Consider the following 18,728-nt stretch of genomic DNA (forward strand, 5'->3'; position numbering starts at 1 on the left):
GAGCGGGATGACGATGTTATTCCGCTCCCTTATAATATTTGTTCGCATGATGGGATTAACGGATCAAATATATAAAATCGATACTATGATACATACAATGAAGTCTGCACATCTTGAGCCTCCTCAATTTAAGGAAACTAGGAACAGTTTTATTGTTACATTTAAAAACCATAATTTTATTGACGAAGAGGCTATAAGTTGGCTGAATTCCTACACCGATTTATCGATGAATGATTGCCAAGTAGCTGCGCTTGTCTATATAAGAAATAATGAAAGAATTACTAATCGAGAGTATCAGGAATTAAATAGTACCGAAAGTGTAACTGCGACAAAGGAATTAAAATATTTGTTACAGAGTGATTTGATTATTCAAAATGGAACAAGGGGTGGAGCTTTTTATACATTAGCTAAAAACGATCAGAAAAAGAAAAATAACTCCGGTCCTAACGATAAGAGCTCCGTACCTAACGAGAGTAACTCCGGTCCTAACGGTAAGAGCTCCGTACCTAGTGAGCCAGAATTGTTAAATATTTCAGAGGTGGCAAAAAAAACGCCGATTAAGTTCAATACAAATGAATGAATTAATATTGAAGCTCTGCCAAATAAAAGCTCTAACACTACAGGAATTAAGTGATTTATTAGATAGGAAGCCTGAACCACTTAGGAAAAATTACCTTTCAAAATTAGTTAAAGATGAAAAGTTGGAATTACTTTATCCGGATCAAATAAATCATCCTAAACAAGCGTATATAACAACAAAAAAGGGAAATGTTGAATACAAAAATAAATAAATTCCTTCCTGAATTATTCACAGAAATAATGTAAAGAGTTGCTAACACTTGTCTCCCAAGCCAATTCAACCAGACCGATCATGCATCAAATAAATGAAAAAAGAACCCATTTCTGCTAAGGTTAAAAGTACCACCAAATAACCAACAGAAAGGGTTCTTATAATGGCTACTTTACCGCAAATAACGCTTGATTTCAATCGTCAAATTAAATTGTCCAATGATGGAGACTCACTTTCCTCTGATACTGGTGAACTTTTGTATCGGGAATTCGATGAAAAGATAGGTTTCTTCAATACACTAGCTAAACACCTAGAATTAAAAGACAACAGACGTTATTTCGTTTATTCTAATGAGCAGCTTCTGCGCCAAAAACTTTATCAAATTATTGTGGGGTACGCTGAAGATGATGCAGCTGATCAATTAACGAATGATCCTGTTTTTACACAGATTGTTGATTCTGACGTACTAGCTTCCCAGCCCAGCTTATCTAGACTATATCCACGATTTGATGATCAATCCATCAAACAGCTAAATAAAGCGAATCAAGAAATTTTGGATAAAGTACATCAATTCAGGGGATCAAAGGCGTTAATTTTCGATTTGGATTCCACTCATTCTGATACATATGGCGAACAGGAATCTGCTGCGTATAATTCCCATTACGGTACTGTCGGATTTCACCCCTTAGTTGCCTTCGATGGCATAACAGGCGACTTTCTGAAAGCCAAACTACGACCGGGTAATGTCTATACTTCCAATGGTGTCGTGGATTTCGTAAAGCCTCTGATCCAACACTACAACGAGAAATGTACTCCTTCTTTGTAATGAACTTGACAGACGCGTTTACACCAAAAGATATCGTCCGTTCTTACCAGAAACGCGGGACAATGGAGAACTATATCAAGGAAGCCAAAGATGGTTTTAACCTAGATAAAATGTGCGGCCACTCCTTTCAGGTTAACGAAGTAAGGATGATGCTGAGTTTGAGGTTTTATCTATCACTTTAACGCTCCATCCGGAGAACGAGGAAGAGTGTGTTCTGGTAAGATCCATGTGGAGCCTTATCAGGATGGAACTTATGCAGAACTTTATCTCAAAATGGATTCATACTATGAAACAGATAAAGTTTACGTCGAAATACAAGACTAAAAATCAAATCATTTCATTAGATTTTAGCTAATGGTTTTAATATTGAATATTGCCATGGAGTTGACCCAGCTTGACATTTTTTTGACCCATCAATGACAGAAAATTGATCCAGCCGTAACATGGGTGATCCACACCTTGAGAAAAACCGTATAAATACAGCGAAGCTGATTATCCTTGACCGCCGTGCAACTCTTTAGTGTTTGTCCATAGTACGCTGACTGTGCGGATGTAGCCCTTAAGGCTGCTTTTTATCCCATCCGACACAAGAACACTACTATGAACAAAGACAAGGTCAAGGGTGGTGGTTTTGATATGTTTTAAGACTTGGAAAACGCTAAATTTAACTACACAACCGTGAATATTTTTAGTACTTATAACTGGATTTAGCCTTGTCACAAGTGGATCTAAAAGTTGACAACGACGGGATTATCCTATGTCTTTATTCAAATATCAATTTTGATCGAAAATGATTCTAATTCATTTTTTTTCGCTAAATGTTTGATAATACTTCTGATATGATCATTATTCCGGTTTTCTTGTTCATTTTCAGGAGTTTCAATTGTAATTGTGATTTTTTTATTTTTTATATCACTTAACAATTTTATACTGGAATCATGGCCTTCTTTTACCAGGCTATTAGTGATTTGATGAGTGAAACTTTTAATATCTTGTTTTGTATTCTGTACTGTATTTGCTTGTTTTAAATGATAAGAAACGGTGAATATTCCTACAAACAACACTAAACAATTTAAGATTATAAATATATTTTTTTTCAAATTGGGATTCCCTCCTTAATTCATTTTGTTATATTTTTATGCACATTAATCCCAAATTAGACGAGTATTTGTAACTACTCGTCATTTAATACCATCCTGCAGCATAAGTTTGTGTGCTGCAGGTACAATAAAATAATAAAGTTACACTGTTTTGAGGAGGGCGAAAACTATTCGTGTTGATAAATCAGTAATCATAGTATATTTCTTGTCAAACTAAGTAACCGGTTATTTTATTCCTTATTTCCAAACATGAAATTGACTCGCCTTTTAAATCACTTTGAATACGATAAACAGTATTTCTGCTTACGTAAGTTTCATCAGCAATATGTAAAATTGGTTTCATACACTGTACACATTTAGGATCCTTAAACTTCAATTTCTCTTTCAAAATCTGGAGGATCTTAATTTAATAGCTTCCATACATAGTCAGTATCAAGATGGCACGGTCGAAAAAATGCAACAACAGCTATTAAGTGAATACCAATTGCATCTATAGCAAGAAAAAAGCATCGGATAAATCCAAGTCAAATGAATGAATTGATATTAAGCCTTCGTGACATTAATCCACTTACACTAAAAGAGTTAAGTAACTTGTTAAACAGAAAGCCGGACTCTATTACAAGAATGTATCTTTCAGGATTAGTAAAAGAAGGAAGATTAGAATTATTTTAATCAGACCAAACAAATCATCCAAAACAAGTATATATAACAAAATACAAAACAATATTGAAAAATAATTAGGCTAAATGGAGGTAGTAGCATAAAACCACAAATAAATTGCTTGTACAAACTTCAAAGCAACTCCTACTCTCCCCTGATAATGATGAAAAGCGATATGTTTACTATCATGACGCATCGGATTAATAAACGCACATTATGGATACGATCCTAGGATAGTACTAGCCGAACTCGCAGAAGCACAGTATTTGTGGAAGGAATTTGGAAAAAAGAATAGCGTGGTTTCATCCTTCTAGACCTGGTTAACAAAAATATTCTTAGTTCATGATTCCCATCATTGCTCATAAACTATAAAAAGCACACTTGGAGGGATCATATTGACGACGGAAACAAAGGCGCTCACACGTGCGATTGATGAAATTACGGAGATTGCCTCTGACTTTGGCCTTGATTTTTATCCAATGCGATATGAAATTTGTCCTGCCGATATTATTTATACATTTGGTGCATATGGTATGCTGACTCGATTTAGCCACTGGAGTTTCGGCAAACAGTTTCATAAAATGAAGCTGCATTATGACCTTGGCTTAAGTCAGATATACGAGCTTGTTATTAACTCGAACCCTTGTTATGCCTTCTTACTTGATACGAATAGCCTCATTCAAAATAAACTAATCATTGCCCATGTACTTGCCCACTGCGATTTTTTCAAAAACAATGCTCGTTTTTCCAATACAAGAAGAGATATGGTGGAGAGTATGACAGCAACGGCAGAACGAATTGAAAGCTATGAAATGATGTATGGAAAGGATGAAGTAGAGCGTTTTCTGGATGCGGTGCTGTCCATTCAAGAACATATTGACCCATCGATCGTCAGACCAAAATTAGCCTCCTATGAGACCGATGAGGGAGAAGAAACAACAAAAACAGTGGTTAGAACACCGTATGATGATTTATGGGATTTGGATAAAAAAGAAGCGAATGAAAAGCCCCTGACAGATAAAGCGAAAAAAAAGTTCCCACCACAGCCGGAAAAGGATCTGTTGTTATTTATCGAAGAGCACAGTCGTGAACTGGAGGACTGGCAACGTGATATTTTAACGATGATGCGTGAGGAAATGCTCTATTTTTGGCCGCAATTGGAAACAAAAATCATGAACGAAGGCTGGGCTTCGTATTGGCATCAGCGGATATTACGTGAAATGGATTTAACGACAAATGAAACGGTTGAATTCGCTACACTGAACGCTGGGGTTGTGCAGCCGTCCAAGACGCAAATCAATCCCTATTACCTTGGTGTAAAAATGTTCGAGGACATCGAAGAACGTTTCAATAATCCGACAGAGGAAATGAAACGCTTCGGTGTGGAACCCGGATCAGGGAGAGAAAAAATGTTTGAAGTACGAGAGGTTGAGTCGGATATTTCATTTATCCGAAATTATTTAACCAAAGAGCTTGTGCAGCGGGAAGATATGTATTTGTTTGAAAAGAAGGGCAGCAATTACCAAATTACGGAGAAAGATTATGAAAGTAAGAGATCAACTTATTTCCATGAGGGTAAATGGCGGATTTCCATATATAAGTGTTGAAAATGGGGATTATTTAAAGAATGGTGATCTTTATTTAGTACATGGTTATGAGGGAATTGAATTGGACCTTCATTATTTGGAAAATGTTCTGCCTTATATTTATCAGTTATGGGGTCGGACTGTGTATATGGAAACGTACGTGGAGGATAAGCAGATTCTCTATTCGTATGATGGGAATAAGGTTCATCGTCGGTATATGTAAGAATAAAGGGAGCGGGATGATGATGTCATTCTGCTTCCTTATATAACTGTTTGCATGATGGGGTTAACGGATTAAATATATAGTTGAGAGGGTATTTCTGAAGGGGGTAAAATATAAGATGGCATATATAATTCACCACAAACTTTTCAGTGATGTTATTTGCACCACACTTATACGTAACGAGCTTGTGCAGTGGGAAGATTTGTATTTGTTTGAAAAGAAAGGAGCGGGAATATCCGCGCACCATGTAGTAATTGGCTTAAGAATTAAGGTGTCATCTCGACAGAACAAGAAATTGCTCCATCTCACCTTGTGTTAAATGACTTGGTTTTTTTCCATGTTTTTTGCAATAGGCATGGAGGGCACGAATTTTAACCCTTGATGCATTCGGATCTTTTGGAAGCGTATAAAGGCTATCGGGAAAAAGGCATCCTCTCATTCTAGATCTCTCCTCATATTCTCTTCAACCACCTTTCGAATAATGTGATTAAAGATAAATTTGTATCGGAGGTGTTGTTATGAGATGGTCCAAAGTTCGTGAAAATGTTCCAAACCGAATAGTAATAGTTGAGGCTTTTAATACAACATCTGAAAATAAGGTTAGGACAATCAATGAAATGGCAGTAATATCTGATTTCTATGAGAACATGGATGCTTGGCGCGTGTATAAAAAAATCCATAAACAAAACCCTGAAAAAGGGCTTTATATCTTCCACACCTCCAATGAGAATGCAGAAGTTATTGAGCAATTCTTGCAGGAATAAGGGGGCGCGCATGAAACTAAGTGCTGATGATGGGCTGTTGCTTGTCGAGTTGCAAGTAAACTTTGGGAACGAAAATAAAATGCTCTCAAATGAACGACACTGTTCGCAGTTCCAATTAAATTGCCTTTCCTTTGTCGGTCGAAACACCGAAATTGACCATGCCTTCAGCAATTTTATCCAGGTGCCACCACCATTGTTCATTAGGGATATTATTTTCTTCCGATAATTTAAAGTCATATACATTTCGAAGGTGGTTAACCATTTCCTTTGCATTTTCAATTAGCTTTAAATCGTAATATCCTAGCAAGATTTTTTCTTCAAAATCTAATTTACTTTGAACCTCATAAATGTTTGTTCTGTCATGTAACATCCGCAGACTTTCAAATGGACTGGAATCCAAATCATTAACATCATCACCGTAATTAAGAATGTCTTGTTTATATTTGCTCATTTCCATACATCCTTTACTTTCCCGAGATAGGTGTAACCCCGGTTATTGGCAAAATAGTTCTGAGTGAATGTTGGCAAAAAGTATAAGTGAACATCATTATTCTTCCCATTCATTATATTCAATATATGGTTTTTATAATCTTCAAGAGACCAGTCTTGTGGTAACTCAATCCTTCTTTTACGTTTTTCTAAGTGTGATTTTCCAAAGTGCTTTGCTTTTGTAACTTTTCAGATTACACCTGATTGATTGTATACTAGAATAATTCCTTTAATGATATCATTAAGTGAATGATCCAACCAATTACCTCCCTAGTAATTAGCTAATTAATCTTATTATAGCATCATTTGTCTGAAGACTGGTACAATGGCGGGCACAAATGATGAATCTAACGCAGAAGATTGAAATATTTACAATGCCAATGACGGAATGATAAGGACGGTTTATGTATGTTTGCCTACTCACTATTGTACTATTACCGCATAAAGGTATATTTATTGTTTTAAGTTCTATAAATAGTAATCTATTCATAATTTATAATAGGGAAGAAACCTATAGTTAAAAAGGAATAGTTTAAATAATTAGGCGGTGAATTTGATGAATTGGGATTTTGAATATGATTTGGTTGTAGTGGGTTCAGGAGCATCTGGTTTTTCTGCGGCAATAACAGGTGCAAAAGAAAATTTGAAAACTATTTTAATTGAAAAGGAAAACTATTTTGGTGGAGCTTCAGCCCTTTCTGGCGGAGGCGTTTGGGTGCCGAATAACCGATATTTAATCGAAGCGGGATCGGATGATAGTTTTGAAGAGGCGAAGAAATATTTGGATTCAACCGTTGGAGATAAAGTTTCAGACGAAATGAAAGAAACTTATTTAAAACGAGGAATCGAAATGCTTGATTATCTACATGAAACATCAAAACATATGAGGTTTTCCTATGCAAAGGATTATTCTGATTATTATCCTCATTTAGAAGGTGGCAAAGGGGAAGGACGCTCAATTGAACCTTTAATTTTTAACCTTAATAAACTTGGCGATTGGAGAGAATTGTTGAAACCACCGACTGTAGATACAAAAGGATTCGTTATGACAGGACAAGATTTTCGTCATGTCAACATGATTACCCGAACCTGGAAGGGGAGATTAAGAAGTTTATCTTTGGGATGGAGATTGATTAACTATTTGATCTTTAAAATTCGTTATTCTGCTTTAGGGCAAGCGTTAATCGGAAGACTTGCTTTAACTTATAAGGAATTAAACGGGGAACTTTGGTTAAATAGCCCATTTCTTGATTATATTGTTGAAAATGATAAAGTTACCGGAGTTAAAATTCTAAAAGATGGAAAGGAAACAACTGTTAAAGCGAATAAAGGTGTTATATTTGCTTCGGGTGGTTTTTCAAAAAATCAAGAATACCGAAAGAAATATCTTCCGTCTCCTACTGATAAAGCATGGACTTCTTCACCTGAAGGACAAACAGGGGATATATTGGACCCGACAACTAAATTAGGTGCAAGCCTTGGCTTTATGAATAAGGTGTGGGGTGCACCGTCTATTATTGACCATGAAGGAAAACCTTTCTTCTTAGTAGCGGATAGAGCGATTCCTTCTATGATTATTACGGACCACGACGGAAATCGATATATAAACGAACCAACACCTTATCACGAATTCGTTGATAAAATGTATGAACATAACGATAAAACAAACGGAAAAGCAATTCATTCCTGGATTATTTTAGACCATAAAGCAAAGAAAAGACATCTTTTTGCAGGTTTGTTCCCAGGGCAGGATTTCCCAAAAGAATATTACGAACATGACATTGTTTTAAAGGGGAACAGCATTACTGAATTAGAAGGAAAATTGAATATGCCAAAAGGGAATTTGATGAAAACAGTTGAACGTTATAATGGTTTTGCAAAAACAGGCAAAGATTTGGATTTCAATAGAGGAGAGACACCTCATGACAGATATTACGGCGACCCGACTTTGAAAAATCCAAATCTTGATGAAATCAATAAGGGTCCGTTTTATGCTTTAAAAGTGTATCCAGGCGATATTGGAACAAAGGGTGGCGTCGCAATTGACAAATATGCCCGTGTTTTAAGAGAGGACGGAACCTCAATCAAAGGATTGTATGCTTGTGGCAACTGTTCTGCTGCTGTTATGGGGGAATCTTACCCAGGACCCGGTGCAACAATTGGACCTGGTATGACATTTGGACATATTGCAGCACTTCATTGTAGGGGTAACTAAAACACTTGCAAACCACACAGAAAATCGCAAGTGTTTTTCTTAAAAGATAACACTAGCGTTGCATAAATATAATCAAAATGTTCTGTAAACATTATTTCTGTAATTTTTGCCAAAAAGTCAAAGTCCAATTAAAGGTGGCTCTGTCCATCTGGTAAAATTATACAATTAATACAAATTAATACAACCTACGACAATATCATTTATTACGGTACTGTCTTGTTTTCAAAACGATGTAGCCAAATGTAAGCTGGTTTCCATAACGCGGCCTTTAACCAACGAGTAATTCGAAGCAGTGATTTTTTGCTTTTCGTTTCCAGTTGGATGAGCACATGCAAACAATAGGTGATGAGCGCAATATAGATTTGATTTTGTAACGCTGTTTCACTCATTCCGTAAAAATGTTTGATTTCCACGTGCTGCTTTAACCATTTGAAAAATAATTCGATTGCCCAGCGTGATCGATAAATATCACTAATTTCTTGTGGTTCCAAGTCAAATCGATTCGTGATTAATCGAAGGATGTTTCCCTTCGTATCCATCACTTCAAGAAGACGAAATACGTTTTCGCACCGATTTTGTGTGGATCCTATGTAAACCATTCTGTCAGATAGAACCGATGATTCAGCTGGAACGGAAAAGGAACATACTTCACGAATGACGGCATTTTTCTTTATTCTGGATGCAAAGAAGTATCCTTCGTCTGTCATCCTGTCAAATCGTTCGTAATCCACATAGCCGCGATCAAAGACGTACATGGCTTCCTTGTCATCAACGAGAACTTCAAGCTGATTACGATCATGTTCTTTCGCCACTGTGATCTCAGCTTTCTCAGGATAGACTGTATCTTTATCCATGAAAACGAGTCGTAAATGTAGTTTCACACCAGCCTTTGTTTTACGGAACTTTGCCCACTTATAATTGGTTAGGTTAAGAGGCAAGGTGCTAGAATCGATAATTTTTAATGGCAAATTCTTGTAGGCCTTATTGTGATATCCACGTATCTGCTGCACAAGATCGGAAAACAGGGTCGCTAGTATGGATGGGTCGATTTCTTTATTCTTTCGGGAAAGCTGTGATGCGCTAATTGATTCAAAACCAACAGCTTTCTGAAAATCTGCATCCAATAAAGCGTCACTTAATGCTTGGAGCCCTTCCGTTTCATGTACTTGTGCATAGAGCATCAGTTTAATGTAGGCTTCAGTCGTAAGTTTTTTGGTATAGCTATCTTGATTTAAGTTTTTAACTTGATTAAAAAGATTTTTAGTATTTATAGGTGCAATCCATTTACCAAATGCTGATTTTGGTGTATTCTTGTCCATGTTGTTGGTCCTTTATATTGGATTTGGACAGGAAAACCACCTGACCTATTCATTATAAAGGATTTTTTGTTGTCTATACAGTCAAAAATTGAACATTACCAATATTTTTTATTATTAGATATAATTAATGCAACGCTAGTGAAAAGATAAGAAAGTATAAAAACTTCCCTACATAGGGATGGTCTGCGTGGCTCAAAGCGACAAACAATGCGAAAGCAGCCATCTGATATAATCGTTAATATTGTTCTGGGGAACGTAAGTAGTTGACACAAGAAAATAATTAATTGTATAATTACCTCGAATTCGAGATAATAAAAAGGAATGGTAATTATGGACGATCAGAACAAAAATCAACAAGAAGAGGAATTGTCTCTAAAGTTATTTGTTGTTCTAACTCGCACTTTAGAATCAATAAAAAAACGTGTTGAAGAAGATATAAAGTGTTTAGGATTAAACCCAACTGAATTTGCTGTTCTTGAATTGATTTACAGTAAAGGTGATCAACCAATACAAAAAATTGGTCAAAAGGTGTTAATTGCAAGTAGCAGCATTACGTATGTGGTGGATAAATTAGAGAAGAAAAATTTGCTGAAGAGAAGACCTTGTCCCAAGGATCGCCGTATCACATATGCAACAATAACAGCAGCCGGAACTGAATTAATGAATGATGTCTTTCCTAAACATAAATTGGCTATCCAAGAAATAGTAGCTGGTTTAGATGCGGATGAGAAAAAGATTATGATTCAACAGTTGAAAAAGTTAGGATTTCACGCACAGGGTGTTTAATTTTTTAGTAATTATCTCGGTTTCATAATATATTAAACCGAAGTAAATAGTAACAATTATTTTTTATAAACATCTCGAATCCGAGACAATATAGGAAGATCCAACTTATAGAATAGGGGTGAAATGAAATGACTAAAAAAACAAGTGGAATCCATCACATCTCAGCAATTGTAGGTCATCCACAAGAAAATGTAGATTTTTATGCAGGGGTTTTAGGCTTACGTTTAGTGAAACAAACAGTAAATTTTGATGATCCAGATACGTACCATCTATATTTTGGTAATGAAGGTGGTAAACCGGGTTCGATTATTACATTTTTCCCGTGGGCGGGAGCTCGTCAAGGAAAGATTGGTGATGGGCAGGTAGGCGTTACCTCTTATGTTGTTCCTAAAGGCGCTTTGAGTTTCTGGGAGGCTAGATTAGTGAAGTTTAATATTTCGTTCACTAAAATAGAACGGTTTGGTGAGGAGTATTTGCAATTTGACGATACGCACGGTCTCCATTTGGAAATTGTTGAGCGAGAAAAAGGGGAGGTCAATTCCTGGACATTTGGCGATGTAAATCCGGAAGTAGCGATTAAAGGATTCGGTGGTGCAACGCTATTCTCTGCACAACCAAATAAAACAGCAGATTTGCTTGAAAACGTGATGGGACTTGAACGAATTGGTGAAGAGGGTGACTTTATTCGTTTCCGTTCTTCGGCTGACATTGGAAATATAATTGACCTAAAAGCAATTACGTCTGGGAGAGGTCAAATGGGTATCGGAACCGTTCATCACATCGCATGGAGAGCTACCGATGACAATGATCAATTGGATTGGCAGAAATATATTAAAGCAAATGGGTATGGTGTAACTCCTGTGAAGGATAGGAATTATTTTAATGCCGTCTACTTTAGAGAGCACGGAAAAATTCTCTTTGAAATTGCAACCGATCCCCCTGGCTTTGCACTGGATGAATCTCAAGAAACAATGGGTGAGAAGTTAATGTTGCCTGTACAGTTTGAAAAAAATAGAGAGCGTCTCGAAAGTAGCTTGATACCAATTAAGGTAAGAGAATTAGATTGATTAAAGGATGATGATTTCATAAAGCTCTTTCCACCGTAACATTTGTTGCTTTTTAATTTCGTAGCTGATATAAGATGCGACACAGTAAAAATACTCATTTGTAACGTTTTCTCGGAAACATCGGCGCCAGAGCGAAAACATCGTCCCGAATGCGAGGAACATCGGCGCCAGAGCGAAAACATCGTCCCGAATGCGGGAAACATCGGCGCCAGAGCAAAAACATCGTCCCGAATGCGGGAAACATCGGCGCCAGAGCGAAAACATCGTCCCGAATGCGAGGAACATCGGCGGCAGAGCGAAAACATCGTCCCGAATGCGGGGAACATCGGCGCCAGAGCGAAAACATCGTCCCGAATGCGAGGAACATCGGCGCCAGGACGAAAACATCGTCCCGAATGCGAGGAACATCGGCGCCAGGAAGAGAACATCGTCCCGGAGCATTGCCCCCACTCTAGGCTAATGGAGAAATCAAGAACGAATTTAAGATTACGCTAGGAGGAATAAGAATGAACGACTTAAAAGGAATGCATCACGTAACGGCAATTACGAGTAGTGCAGAAAAGATCTATGAATTTTTCACGTATGTATTAGGCATGCGTTTAGTTAAAAAAACAGTGAACCAGGACGATATTCAAACGTATCACTTATTTTTCGCCGATGATGCAGGGAACCCGGGAACAGATATGACCTTCTTTGATTTCCCTGGAATTCCAAAAGGTGTACATGGCACGAATGAGATTGCCAAAACTTCTTTCCGCATTCCGGATGACCGGGCATTAGACTATTGGGTGAAACGGTTTGATCGCCTAGAAGTAAAACATACCGGAATCAAAGAGCAATTCGGGAAAAAGACACTTTCATTTGTTGATTTTGATGATCAAGGGTACCAACTGATTTCAGACGAAAACAATAAAGGCGTTCCTGCTGGTACACCATGGCAAAAGGGACCAATCCCTTTAGAATATGCGATTACAGGATTAGGGCCAATTTTTGTTCGTGTGGATAATATTGATTACTTTAAAGAACTGATGGAAAAAGTTCTCCTATTTAAGGAAATTGATCAAGAGGATTCTTTCCACCTATTTGAAGTGGGTGAGGGAGGAAATGGTGCACAAGTCATTGTTGAGTATAATACAGTCCTTCCTCGTGCACGACAAGGATATGGTACAGTTCACCATGCAGCATTTCGGGCAGCGGATCGTGCGGAGTTGGATGAGTGGATGAAACGAATGCAAGGATTTCGTTTGCCAAATTCTGGCTATGTGGAGAGATATTATTTTGGATCATTGTATACCAATGTTTACCCGCAAATCCTGTTTGAAATCGCGACAGACGGTCCTGGATTTATGGGTGATGAACCTTACGAAACACTAGGTGAGAAATTAGCATTGCCACCATTTTTCGAATCAAAACGTGAAATAATCGAAAACCAAGTCCGTCCAATCGATACTGTGAGAAGTACGAAAGAATTTGAAAAGGAATATGAAGATGAATGATCAGATATTAGAAGGCTGCTTTTTTATAAGATTATTGTATTTTTGATGAGAATAAGAGACTGATGCTGCAGGCAGTCGCAATACAGTTCGGGGGTGCACGGCTTACCGCCCGAGTTACGGCACATACGGCCCGAGTAACACGAGATATCGCCCGAGCAGCGGCGCAGAAGGCAACAAAAAATACGAAAACAGCTTATCAGACAAATAGAATAAGGGGAGTAAATGATGAAACATATATTTCAAAAAGGAAATGATCCATCCAAACCGACATTACTTTTATTGCATGGGACTGGAGGCACGGAGCAGGATCTTCTTCCGCTTACAGAAATGATTGATTCAGATGCAAATGTTTTAAGTGTAAGAGGAAATGTATCGGAGAACGGAATGCCACGCTTTTTTAAAAGGTTAGCAGAGGGTGTATTTGACGAGGAGGATTTGGTTTACCGTACAAATGAATTGAATACGTTTCTGGATGAAGCGGCTGAAAAGTATACGTTCGACCGTAATAATATTCTTGCAATCGGCTATTCAAACGGTGCGAATATCGCAGCAAGCTTACTGTTCCATTATCAGGATGCTTTAAAAGGAGCAATCCTGCATCATCCAATGGTTCCGAGAAGAGGCATCAATTTGCCGGATTTAACAGGTAAACATGTATTTATTGCGGCGGGTACAAATGATCCAATTTGTTCATCGCAGGAGTCTGAAGAATTATTGTCCTTGTTAGAAGGTGCGGGTGCAAAAGTTGAATTACACTGGGAAAATAAGGGACATCAATTAACAGGTGGCGAAGTTGAAGCTGCTAGAAACTGGTATTTAACTTTATAAAGTTGATTAGTTTGAGGAAAAAAGGCTATGTAAAAATTTTTACTAAATTGTTACCATTTTGTTAAATATTAAAAATATTATAGACATGTCTCATCAACGTGGTAAAATATAAGAAAGCACTTATACGGGGAGATTTTTACATGAAACGTTGGATGAGAAAAGTATCCGTTGTTCTTATCGCCATTATGACTTTGGGATTATATGTCCCGCCAACCTATCTAAATACCAATGCTGAGGAAAATAATGAAGCTGTTTCGCCTGATGCGGATGTTAATCAGGACGTGCTTACATCTGTTTCAGACGAAGATGAGATAGCCCTCACGCCAACAAATAATGATGACAATTTTGAACGTAATTATGTTCATATCATAACGGAAAAGGCAAAAGAGCAAACAATTACAAAGTTAGGACCTAGAATTGTTGGACAAGTTGAAGATGACTTTGAAGCCGAAATTTTACCGCATATGGAGTCTGTTTTGGAAATAATACTAGAGAAAGCTGGCGAGGGCAATGCCTCATACTTAGCAATCACGGAACATCCATCACAAGGATCTGGGGAAAAGATTTTCAATATCTATGATGAGCGGACAAAAAAGGATGTAGCCAGATTCCACGTTAGACGTGATAATCGACCATTAGAAGGATACTGGTTTAATTTTCATTATCATTTAAGCAATGATAACTTTGAAATGCATCATGAAATCGGTGAAATTTACTGGGATAAAAATACGCCGCCTAAGTGGATGGCTTAGGAGAAATTTTAAAGTGCCATGTATAGGACGTAGACAAATGTCTGCGACTAACATGGCACTTTTTTAATGAATAAGAAAGTATAAAATTAGAGGCGCTATTATACTTATAGCAAAGTAGGCCATGTCTAGCTCCAGCGCCCAGCAACTAGCAAACTTCACACTCCTCCACTACGATAAGTCAACATCGGCTCGTACCTCGCCGTGTTTCCTTTATCTCATTGCGGAGTGCTCCAGTTTGTACGTTGCTAAACGGGCGCTTGCGCTTTTCTTATGTTTAGGCGATGACCCAATTCCAGTTCCTTTCCTCGGTCATATGTCCCAAGTATTTGTTACACGCATAAGATATACTTATAAACACACTAACGGGAAGTGACTATACATGGGGTTATTCATGAACAAAGGGGAACACCCGGATGTTTTTATGAACCAGAGGAGTATCAAGGAACCGAACCAACGTTTTTTTAAAATCGATTACTTTAAGGAATTGGTAAAATCGCAACAGAAAATGAACGATTCGCTATTCCGATCCTTTCATGAACTTGAATTTCTGTACCAGCAACAGAAGCACACACAGGTAAAAGAATGGGAAGAGGTAGGCAATCAGTTACATGCATTAAAAGAATGTAATCTGCAGCATGAGAAGTTTGAAAGGAATGCAATGGAGTGGTTAACAATGTTGGATGAAAATAATAAGGATTTGCACCGTCTGTTAGAAGAAGAAGGAATGTTAAAACAGGGTGTCCTTGACGAAATAAATAGTGTCAATCAATCAAACCAGGAGATTGTCAATCAATTAGGAAAATATGAATCCTTCCACGAGCAACTTACAAACCAAATGAATGAGCTGTTTGACCTCCACAAGGAAATGTCCAGTAAAATTGCGAATCAAGACGAAAATCAAAATAAGACATTGAATCATTTGGAAAAACAGGAAGCGCTGATGGAGAAAACAGTACGGCAAATTACACATCTTCGCTCAATACTGTTTGAAAGGACTAACTTCTTGGCGGAAAAAATTGAAAACAGCTATAAACTTACATCGTCATTTGTCTACAAATTAGTTACGGGGTCTGATCAACCATTAACATTTATGATGAATCAGAAACAAGAAGCTGGCCAGAAAAAATCCGATTAAATACCGAACAGTGCCAGACACTGTTCGGTTAAATTTAGAAGAGAGGCGCCCTATGCTTATGGCAAATTTTCGGCAAGTAATCGCAAACTCAGGACGTCGCACTCTTAGCCGGTAAGGGCGCTTGCGCTTTTCTTAGTGTTCAAATAAACCGTCTAAATCCACTTGCTGCTCATGGTGCATCTCATCAAGAGGAAAGATCGTTGCCAAATCTTGATTAGGGTGCACCTGTTTGATATAGACAGGTATACCATGGTAATTCACATTCATCATAACAATCGAATCAATTATTTCCTGCGCACGTTGACTGTCCACAAAGTTCCTCCTTAATGGTTGGCTTAAACATTAATTTGGATATCGCATTAAATCATACAACAAGGATTTCGAGTTGAGGAATATTTTTAACCCTTGGTCGAATTCTCTTGCTGTATATATTTTTAGTTGAATCGAATAAAATATAGGTGGTAATTAAACACATGGAAAAGTGCGGAATTAACTATCATGAAGCACTATTTTCCCGTGTCTCGGTTTTATCAATAATTGAAGTACCAACCAGATCACCAGTCACATTTAAGGCAGTGCAACCCATTCCAACAAGTGCATCAATTGCAGTCAACAGTCCGACAGCTTCCATTGGCAGGCCTAATTGTGCAAAGACGGTTGCAATCATAATAATTCCTGCACCTGGGACGCCGGCTGTGCCAACAGATGCCAGCGTTCCAACCAATACGACCTGTAGCATATCAGTAAAACTTAACGGGTCACCAACGATATTAGCAGCAAATACTGCAGATATAGCGATCCGAATTGCTGCACCATCCATATTAATCGTGGCTCCTAATGGTAAACTAAATCCATACAAGCTTTTTGATAATCCTAGATCTTTGGCCGCATTCAACGTAAGTGGCAGTGTGCCTGAACTACTTTGTGTGACAAAAGCGGTTATCATTGGTGTACGCGCTTGGGTAAAAAACCTTTTAGGTGAAATTTTAGCAAGTAACATAAAAATGATGTAAACACCGACTTGCACGATTAAAGCCACATAGAGAACCATCACCATGTCACCCAATGACAATAATGTATCCGCACCTTGATTGCCAACCGTTTTCGCGATAATAGCAAAAATCCCAATAGGTACGTATTGCAGGACGACTTTCATAATGCTTAAGGTTGCTTCATTCAATCCATCAATGACTTTATATACATGTTCGCCTAGCTCACCATAAGACATTGATGATCTTAATGAGGAAATAGCAATCCCAAAAGCAAGCGCAGTGAAAATGATTCCTAATAAGTTTAATTCGCTAAATGCAGTCACAATGTTTTCTGGTACAATATTTAGCAGAACACTGATGACGCCGGGGTTATCCGGGACATCAAATTTCTCATTTTTATCAAGCGTCATTCCGCTCCCAGGTTGAAAAATACTAGCAACAGCAATGCCAACGATAATGGCTAAAGCGGATGTCAGTAAATAATAGACGAATACTTTTCCTCCCATTCGTCCTAGGTCACTAATTTTGGTTTGATTTACCCCAACGATTAAAGTGAATAAAATAAGCGGGATGATAAGGAATTTAAGCAAATGAAGCAAAAGGTCTCCAAATGGTGCCAAAACAGCTGCATCCTTACCAAAAACTAACCCGACAATAATACCGACAATAAGTGCGATTGTGATTTTTAGAATTAATGAGGCATTAAGATAGCCTCTCCAGATTTTTCTCATGCCATGACCACCCTTAGCAGTAGGTTTCCCTAAAAAGTTAATCCTAATAGTAAGCTATGAATTTAATATATATGTATTCCTACTAATTTAATAGGAATTATAGTTAAAGGCTATAGAACTTAACGATGTTTGTCAAAATCAGTGCTTGTTGTGTATGTGCGATGAGGTAATTAATGGCCATGACTGAAAATAATACGAAAGGGAGCAGTCTTGAGCGAACAGGTAGTCGATCGAAAACTGCCGTTACATCGCATGTTTTATACCTTTTTTAACTAAAATCCAATTTGCTGGGTAGCTTGTTAGGAATCCAAGCATCATGGCAATTTGCATCATAAACCAGAAGATGGCGGTGTCTGGCTTAGGCATTTCGATAAAAAATACAAAATGTGTCAGTGCCATCCAACCAAACATCCCTATTTCAAAGGCAATCAATGACCAGGTATCAGCTTTGATTGCATTGGCAATGGCTTTTCCGGGATTATCATGTTTTTTAAATCCCATCCCATAATATTGAAAGGCAATGCCAAAAATATAAGCGAGAATAAATTCGACCGCATAATCGGCGAATAATGTACTACCAGCAATGGTGAACCCAGTAAAAAACACAATTGGTACACCGATCATATCACCAAGCGAGCAACCACTGCTACAATGGGTAGTCGATACGAAAACACTTTGCCAAAAAGGCTTATTATGGTGATTCATATGATCGTGGTGGCTCATCTGTCCCTGATTGTTTTCATGCCCCATACTCATCCCATTACTTCGCCCAAGCCGGTAATAAGCCCATATCCCTGCAATCGGAAAATATAGCCCGGTCAGCGGCCAGACGATATTCATAATGGGCATCATTTTTTGTGGATGCCGGAAAACGTCAATAGTGATGATGATTGCTTGCAATATACCTAAAAGGATGGCAATCCAGGAGATTATAGTAAGTAAGTCCATCATTTCACCCCTCCCATGTTC

Annotated in this window: 18 protein-coding genes and 2 pseudogenes; 14 read left to right on the forward strand and 6 right to left on the reverse strand. The window is 37.8% G+C overall.

Annotated elements, in window-relative coordinates; translation table 11 throughout:
• Positions 1-46 precede the first annotated feature (46 nt).
• The 3 genes and pseudogenes from C8270_RS05215 to C8270_RS05225 all read left to right on the forward strand — a co-directional run.
• Complete coding sequence (locus C8270_RS05215) at positions 47-580, forward strand: hypothetical protein (RefSeq protein ID WP_158701596.1); 534 nt, start codon at positions 47-49, stop codon at positions 578-580.
• The gene (locus C8270_RS05220) at positions 573-791 is read left to right on the forward strand and encodes a hypothetical protein (RefSeq protein WP_106495818.1); all 219 of its coding nucleotides are present in this window, start codon (positions 573-575) and stop codon (positions 789-791) included. Before C8270_RS05215 ends, C8270_RS05220 begins: the two co-directional genes overlap by 8 nt.
• A 162-nt stretch (positions 792-953) precedes the next feature.
• Positions 954-1,786: pseudogene (locus tag C8270_RS05225) on the forward strand (IS1380 family transposase); the annotation flags it as partial.
• Positions 1,787-2,383: 597 nt separating this feature from the next.
• Here C8270_RS05225 and C8270_RS05230 read toward each other — a convergent pair.
• Positions 2,384-2,716 (reverse strand): hypothetical protein, encoded by a 333-nt coding sequence (locus C8270_RS05230; protein WP_106495819.1) that lies wholly within the window; start codon positions 2,714-2,716, stop codon positions 2,384-2,386.
• A 1,055-nt stretch (positions 2,717-3,771) separates the two neighbouring features.
• Here C8270_RS05230 and C8270_RS05235 point away from each other — a divergent pair.
• Positions 3,772-5,185: pseudogene (locus tag C8270_RS05235) on the forward strand (SpoVR family protein).
• A 518-nt stretch (positions 5,186-5,703) separates the two neighbouring features.
• Positions 5,704-5,949, forward strand: a complete 246-nt coding sequence (locus tag C8270_RS05240) for a hypothetical protein (protein ID WP_234028484.1) — start codon at positions 5,704-5,706, stop codon at positions 5,947-5,949.
• A 115-nt stretch (positions 5,950-6,064) separates the two neighbouring features.
• On the opposite strand, the gene C8270_RS05245 is transcribed toward C8270_RS05240, so the two are convergent.
• Positions 6,065-6,400, reverse strand: a complete 336-nt coding sequence (locus C8270_RS05245; RefSeq protein ID WP_106495820.1) for a hypothetical protein — start codon at positions 6,398-6,400, stop codon at positions 6,065-6,067.
• Positions 6,401-6,994: 594 nt separating this feature from the next.
• Here C8270_RS05245 and C8270_RS05250 point away from each other — a divergent pair.
• Entirely contained in the window at positions 6,995-8,653 is a 1,659-nt protein-coding gene (locus tag C8270_RS05250) for an FAD-binding protein (protein ID WP_199794644.1), read from the forward strand.
• Between the two features lie 203 nt (positions 8,654-8,856).
• Here the strand turns inward: C8270_RS05250 and C8270_RS05255 are convergent, their stop codons facing one another.
• Positions 8,857-9,972, reverse strand: coding sequence for an IS4 family transposase (locus tag C8270_RS05255; protein WP_106495822.1), 1,116 nt, complete (start codon positions 9,970-9,972; stop codon positions 8,857-8,859).
• Between the two features lie 330 nt (positions 9,973-10,302).
• Here C8270_RS05255 and C8270_RS05260 point away from each other — a divergent pair, with 330 nt between their 5' ends.
• From C8270_RS05260 to C8270_RS05290, 8 genes are all read left to right on the forward strand, one after another.
• Positions 10,303-10,758, forward strand: a complete 456-nt coding sequence (locus C8270_RS05260; RefSeq protein WP_106495823.1) for a MarR family winged helix-turn-helix transcriptional regulator — start codon at positions 10,303-10,305, stop codon at positions 10,756-10,758.
• Positions 10,759-10,886: 128 nt separating this feature from the next.
• Positions 10,887-11,825, forward strand: coding sequence for a ring-cleaving dioxygenase (locus C8270_RS05265; protein WP_106495824.1), 939 nt, complete (start codon positions 10,887-10,889; stop codon positions 11,823-11,825).
• A gap of 42 nt (positions 11,826-11,867) precedes the next feature.
• On the forward strand, positions 11,868-12,320 hold the full coding sequence (locus C8270_RS19730) for a hypothetical protein (RefSeq protein ID WP_158701597.1): 453 nt from the start codon (positions 11,868-11,870) through the stop codon (positions 12,318-12,320).
• 11 nt (positions 12,321-12,331) lie between these two features.
• Positions 12,332-13,321: a ring-cleaving dioxygenase gene (locus tag C8270_RS05270; RefSeq protein ID WP_106495825.1), complete on the forward strand. Its 990-nt coding sequence runs from the start codon at positions 12,332-12,334 to the stop codon at positions 13,319-13,321.
• Positions 13,322-13,383: 62 nt separating this feature from the next.
• Positions 13,384-13,575 (forward strand): hypothetical protein, encoded by a 192-nt coding sequence (locus C8270_RS05275; protein ID WP_106495826.1) that lies wholly within the window; start codon positions 13,384-13,386, stop codon positions 13,573-13,575.
• Positions 13,544-14,149 (forward strand): alpha/beta hydrolase, encoded by a 606-nt coding sequence (locus C8270_RS05280; protein ID WP_106495827.1) that lies wholly within the window; start codon positions 13,544-13,546, stop codon positions 14,147-14,149. The genes C8270_RS05275 and C8270_RS05280 overlap by 32 nt, the downstream gene beginning before the upstream one ends.
• Positions 14,150-14,289: 140 nt before the next feature.
• Positions 14,290-14,901: a YpjP family protein gene (locus C8270_RS05285; protein WP_106495828.1), complete on the forward strand. Its 612-nt coding sequence runs from the start codon at positions 14,290-14,292 to the stop codon at positions 14,899-14,901.
• Positions 14,902-15,280: 379 nt separating this feature from the next.
• Complete coding sequence (locus C8270_RS05290) at positions 15,281-16,036, forward strand: hypothetical protein (RefSeq protein WP_106495829.1); 756 nt, start codon at positions 15,281-15,283, stop codon at positions 16,034-16,036.
• Positions 16,037-16,168: 132 nt separating this feature from the next.
• Here C8270_RS05290 and C8270_RS05295 read toward each other — a convergent pair whose 3' ends face one another.
• The 3 genes from C8270_RS05295 to C8270_RS05305 all read right to left on the reverse strand — a co-directional run bounded on the left by C8270_RS05295 (position 16,169) and on the right by C8270_RS05305 (position 18,707).
• Positions 16,169-16,348 (reverse strand): H-type small acid-soluble spore protein, encoded by a 180-nt coding sequence (locus tag C8270_RS05295; protein WP_106495830.1) that lies wholly within the window; start codon positions 16,346-16,348, stop codon positions 16,169-16,171.
• A 184-nt stretch (positions 16,349-16,532) separates the two neighbouring features.
• Positions 16,533-17,759, reverse strand: coding sequence for a dicarboxylate/amino acid:cation symporter (locus C8270_RS05300; RefSeq protein ID WP_106495831.1), 1,227 nt, complete (start codon positions 17,757-17,759; stop codon positions 16,533-16,535).
• 243 nt (positions 17,760-18,002) lie between these two features.
• Positions 18,003-18,707 (reverse strand): DUF4396 domain-containing protein, encoded by a 705-nt coding sequence (locus C8270_RS05305; RefSeq protein ID WP_106498453.1) that lies wholly within the window; start codon positions 18,705-18,707, stop codon positions 18,003-18,005.
• Positions 18,708-18,728 lie beyond the last annotated feature (21 nt).

The sequence above is a fragment of the Lentibacillus sp. Marseille-P4043 genome (genome assembly GCF_900258515.1).
Lineage (GTDB): Bacteria > Bacillota > Bacilli > Bacillales > Amphibacillaceae > Lentibacillus_C.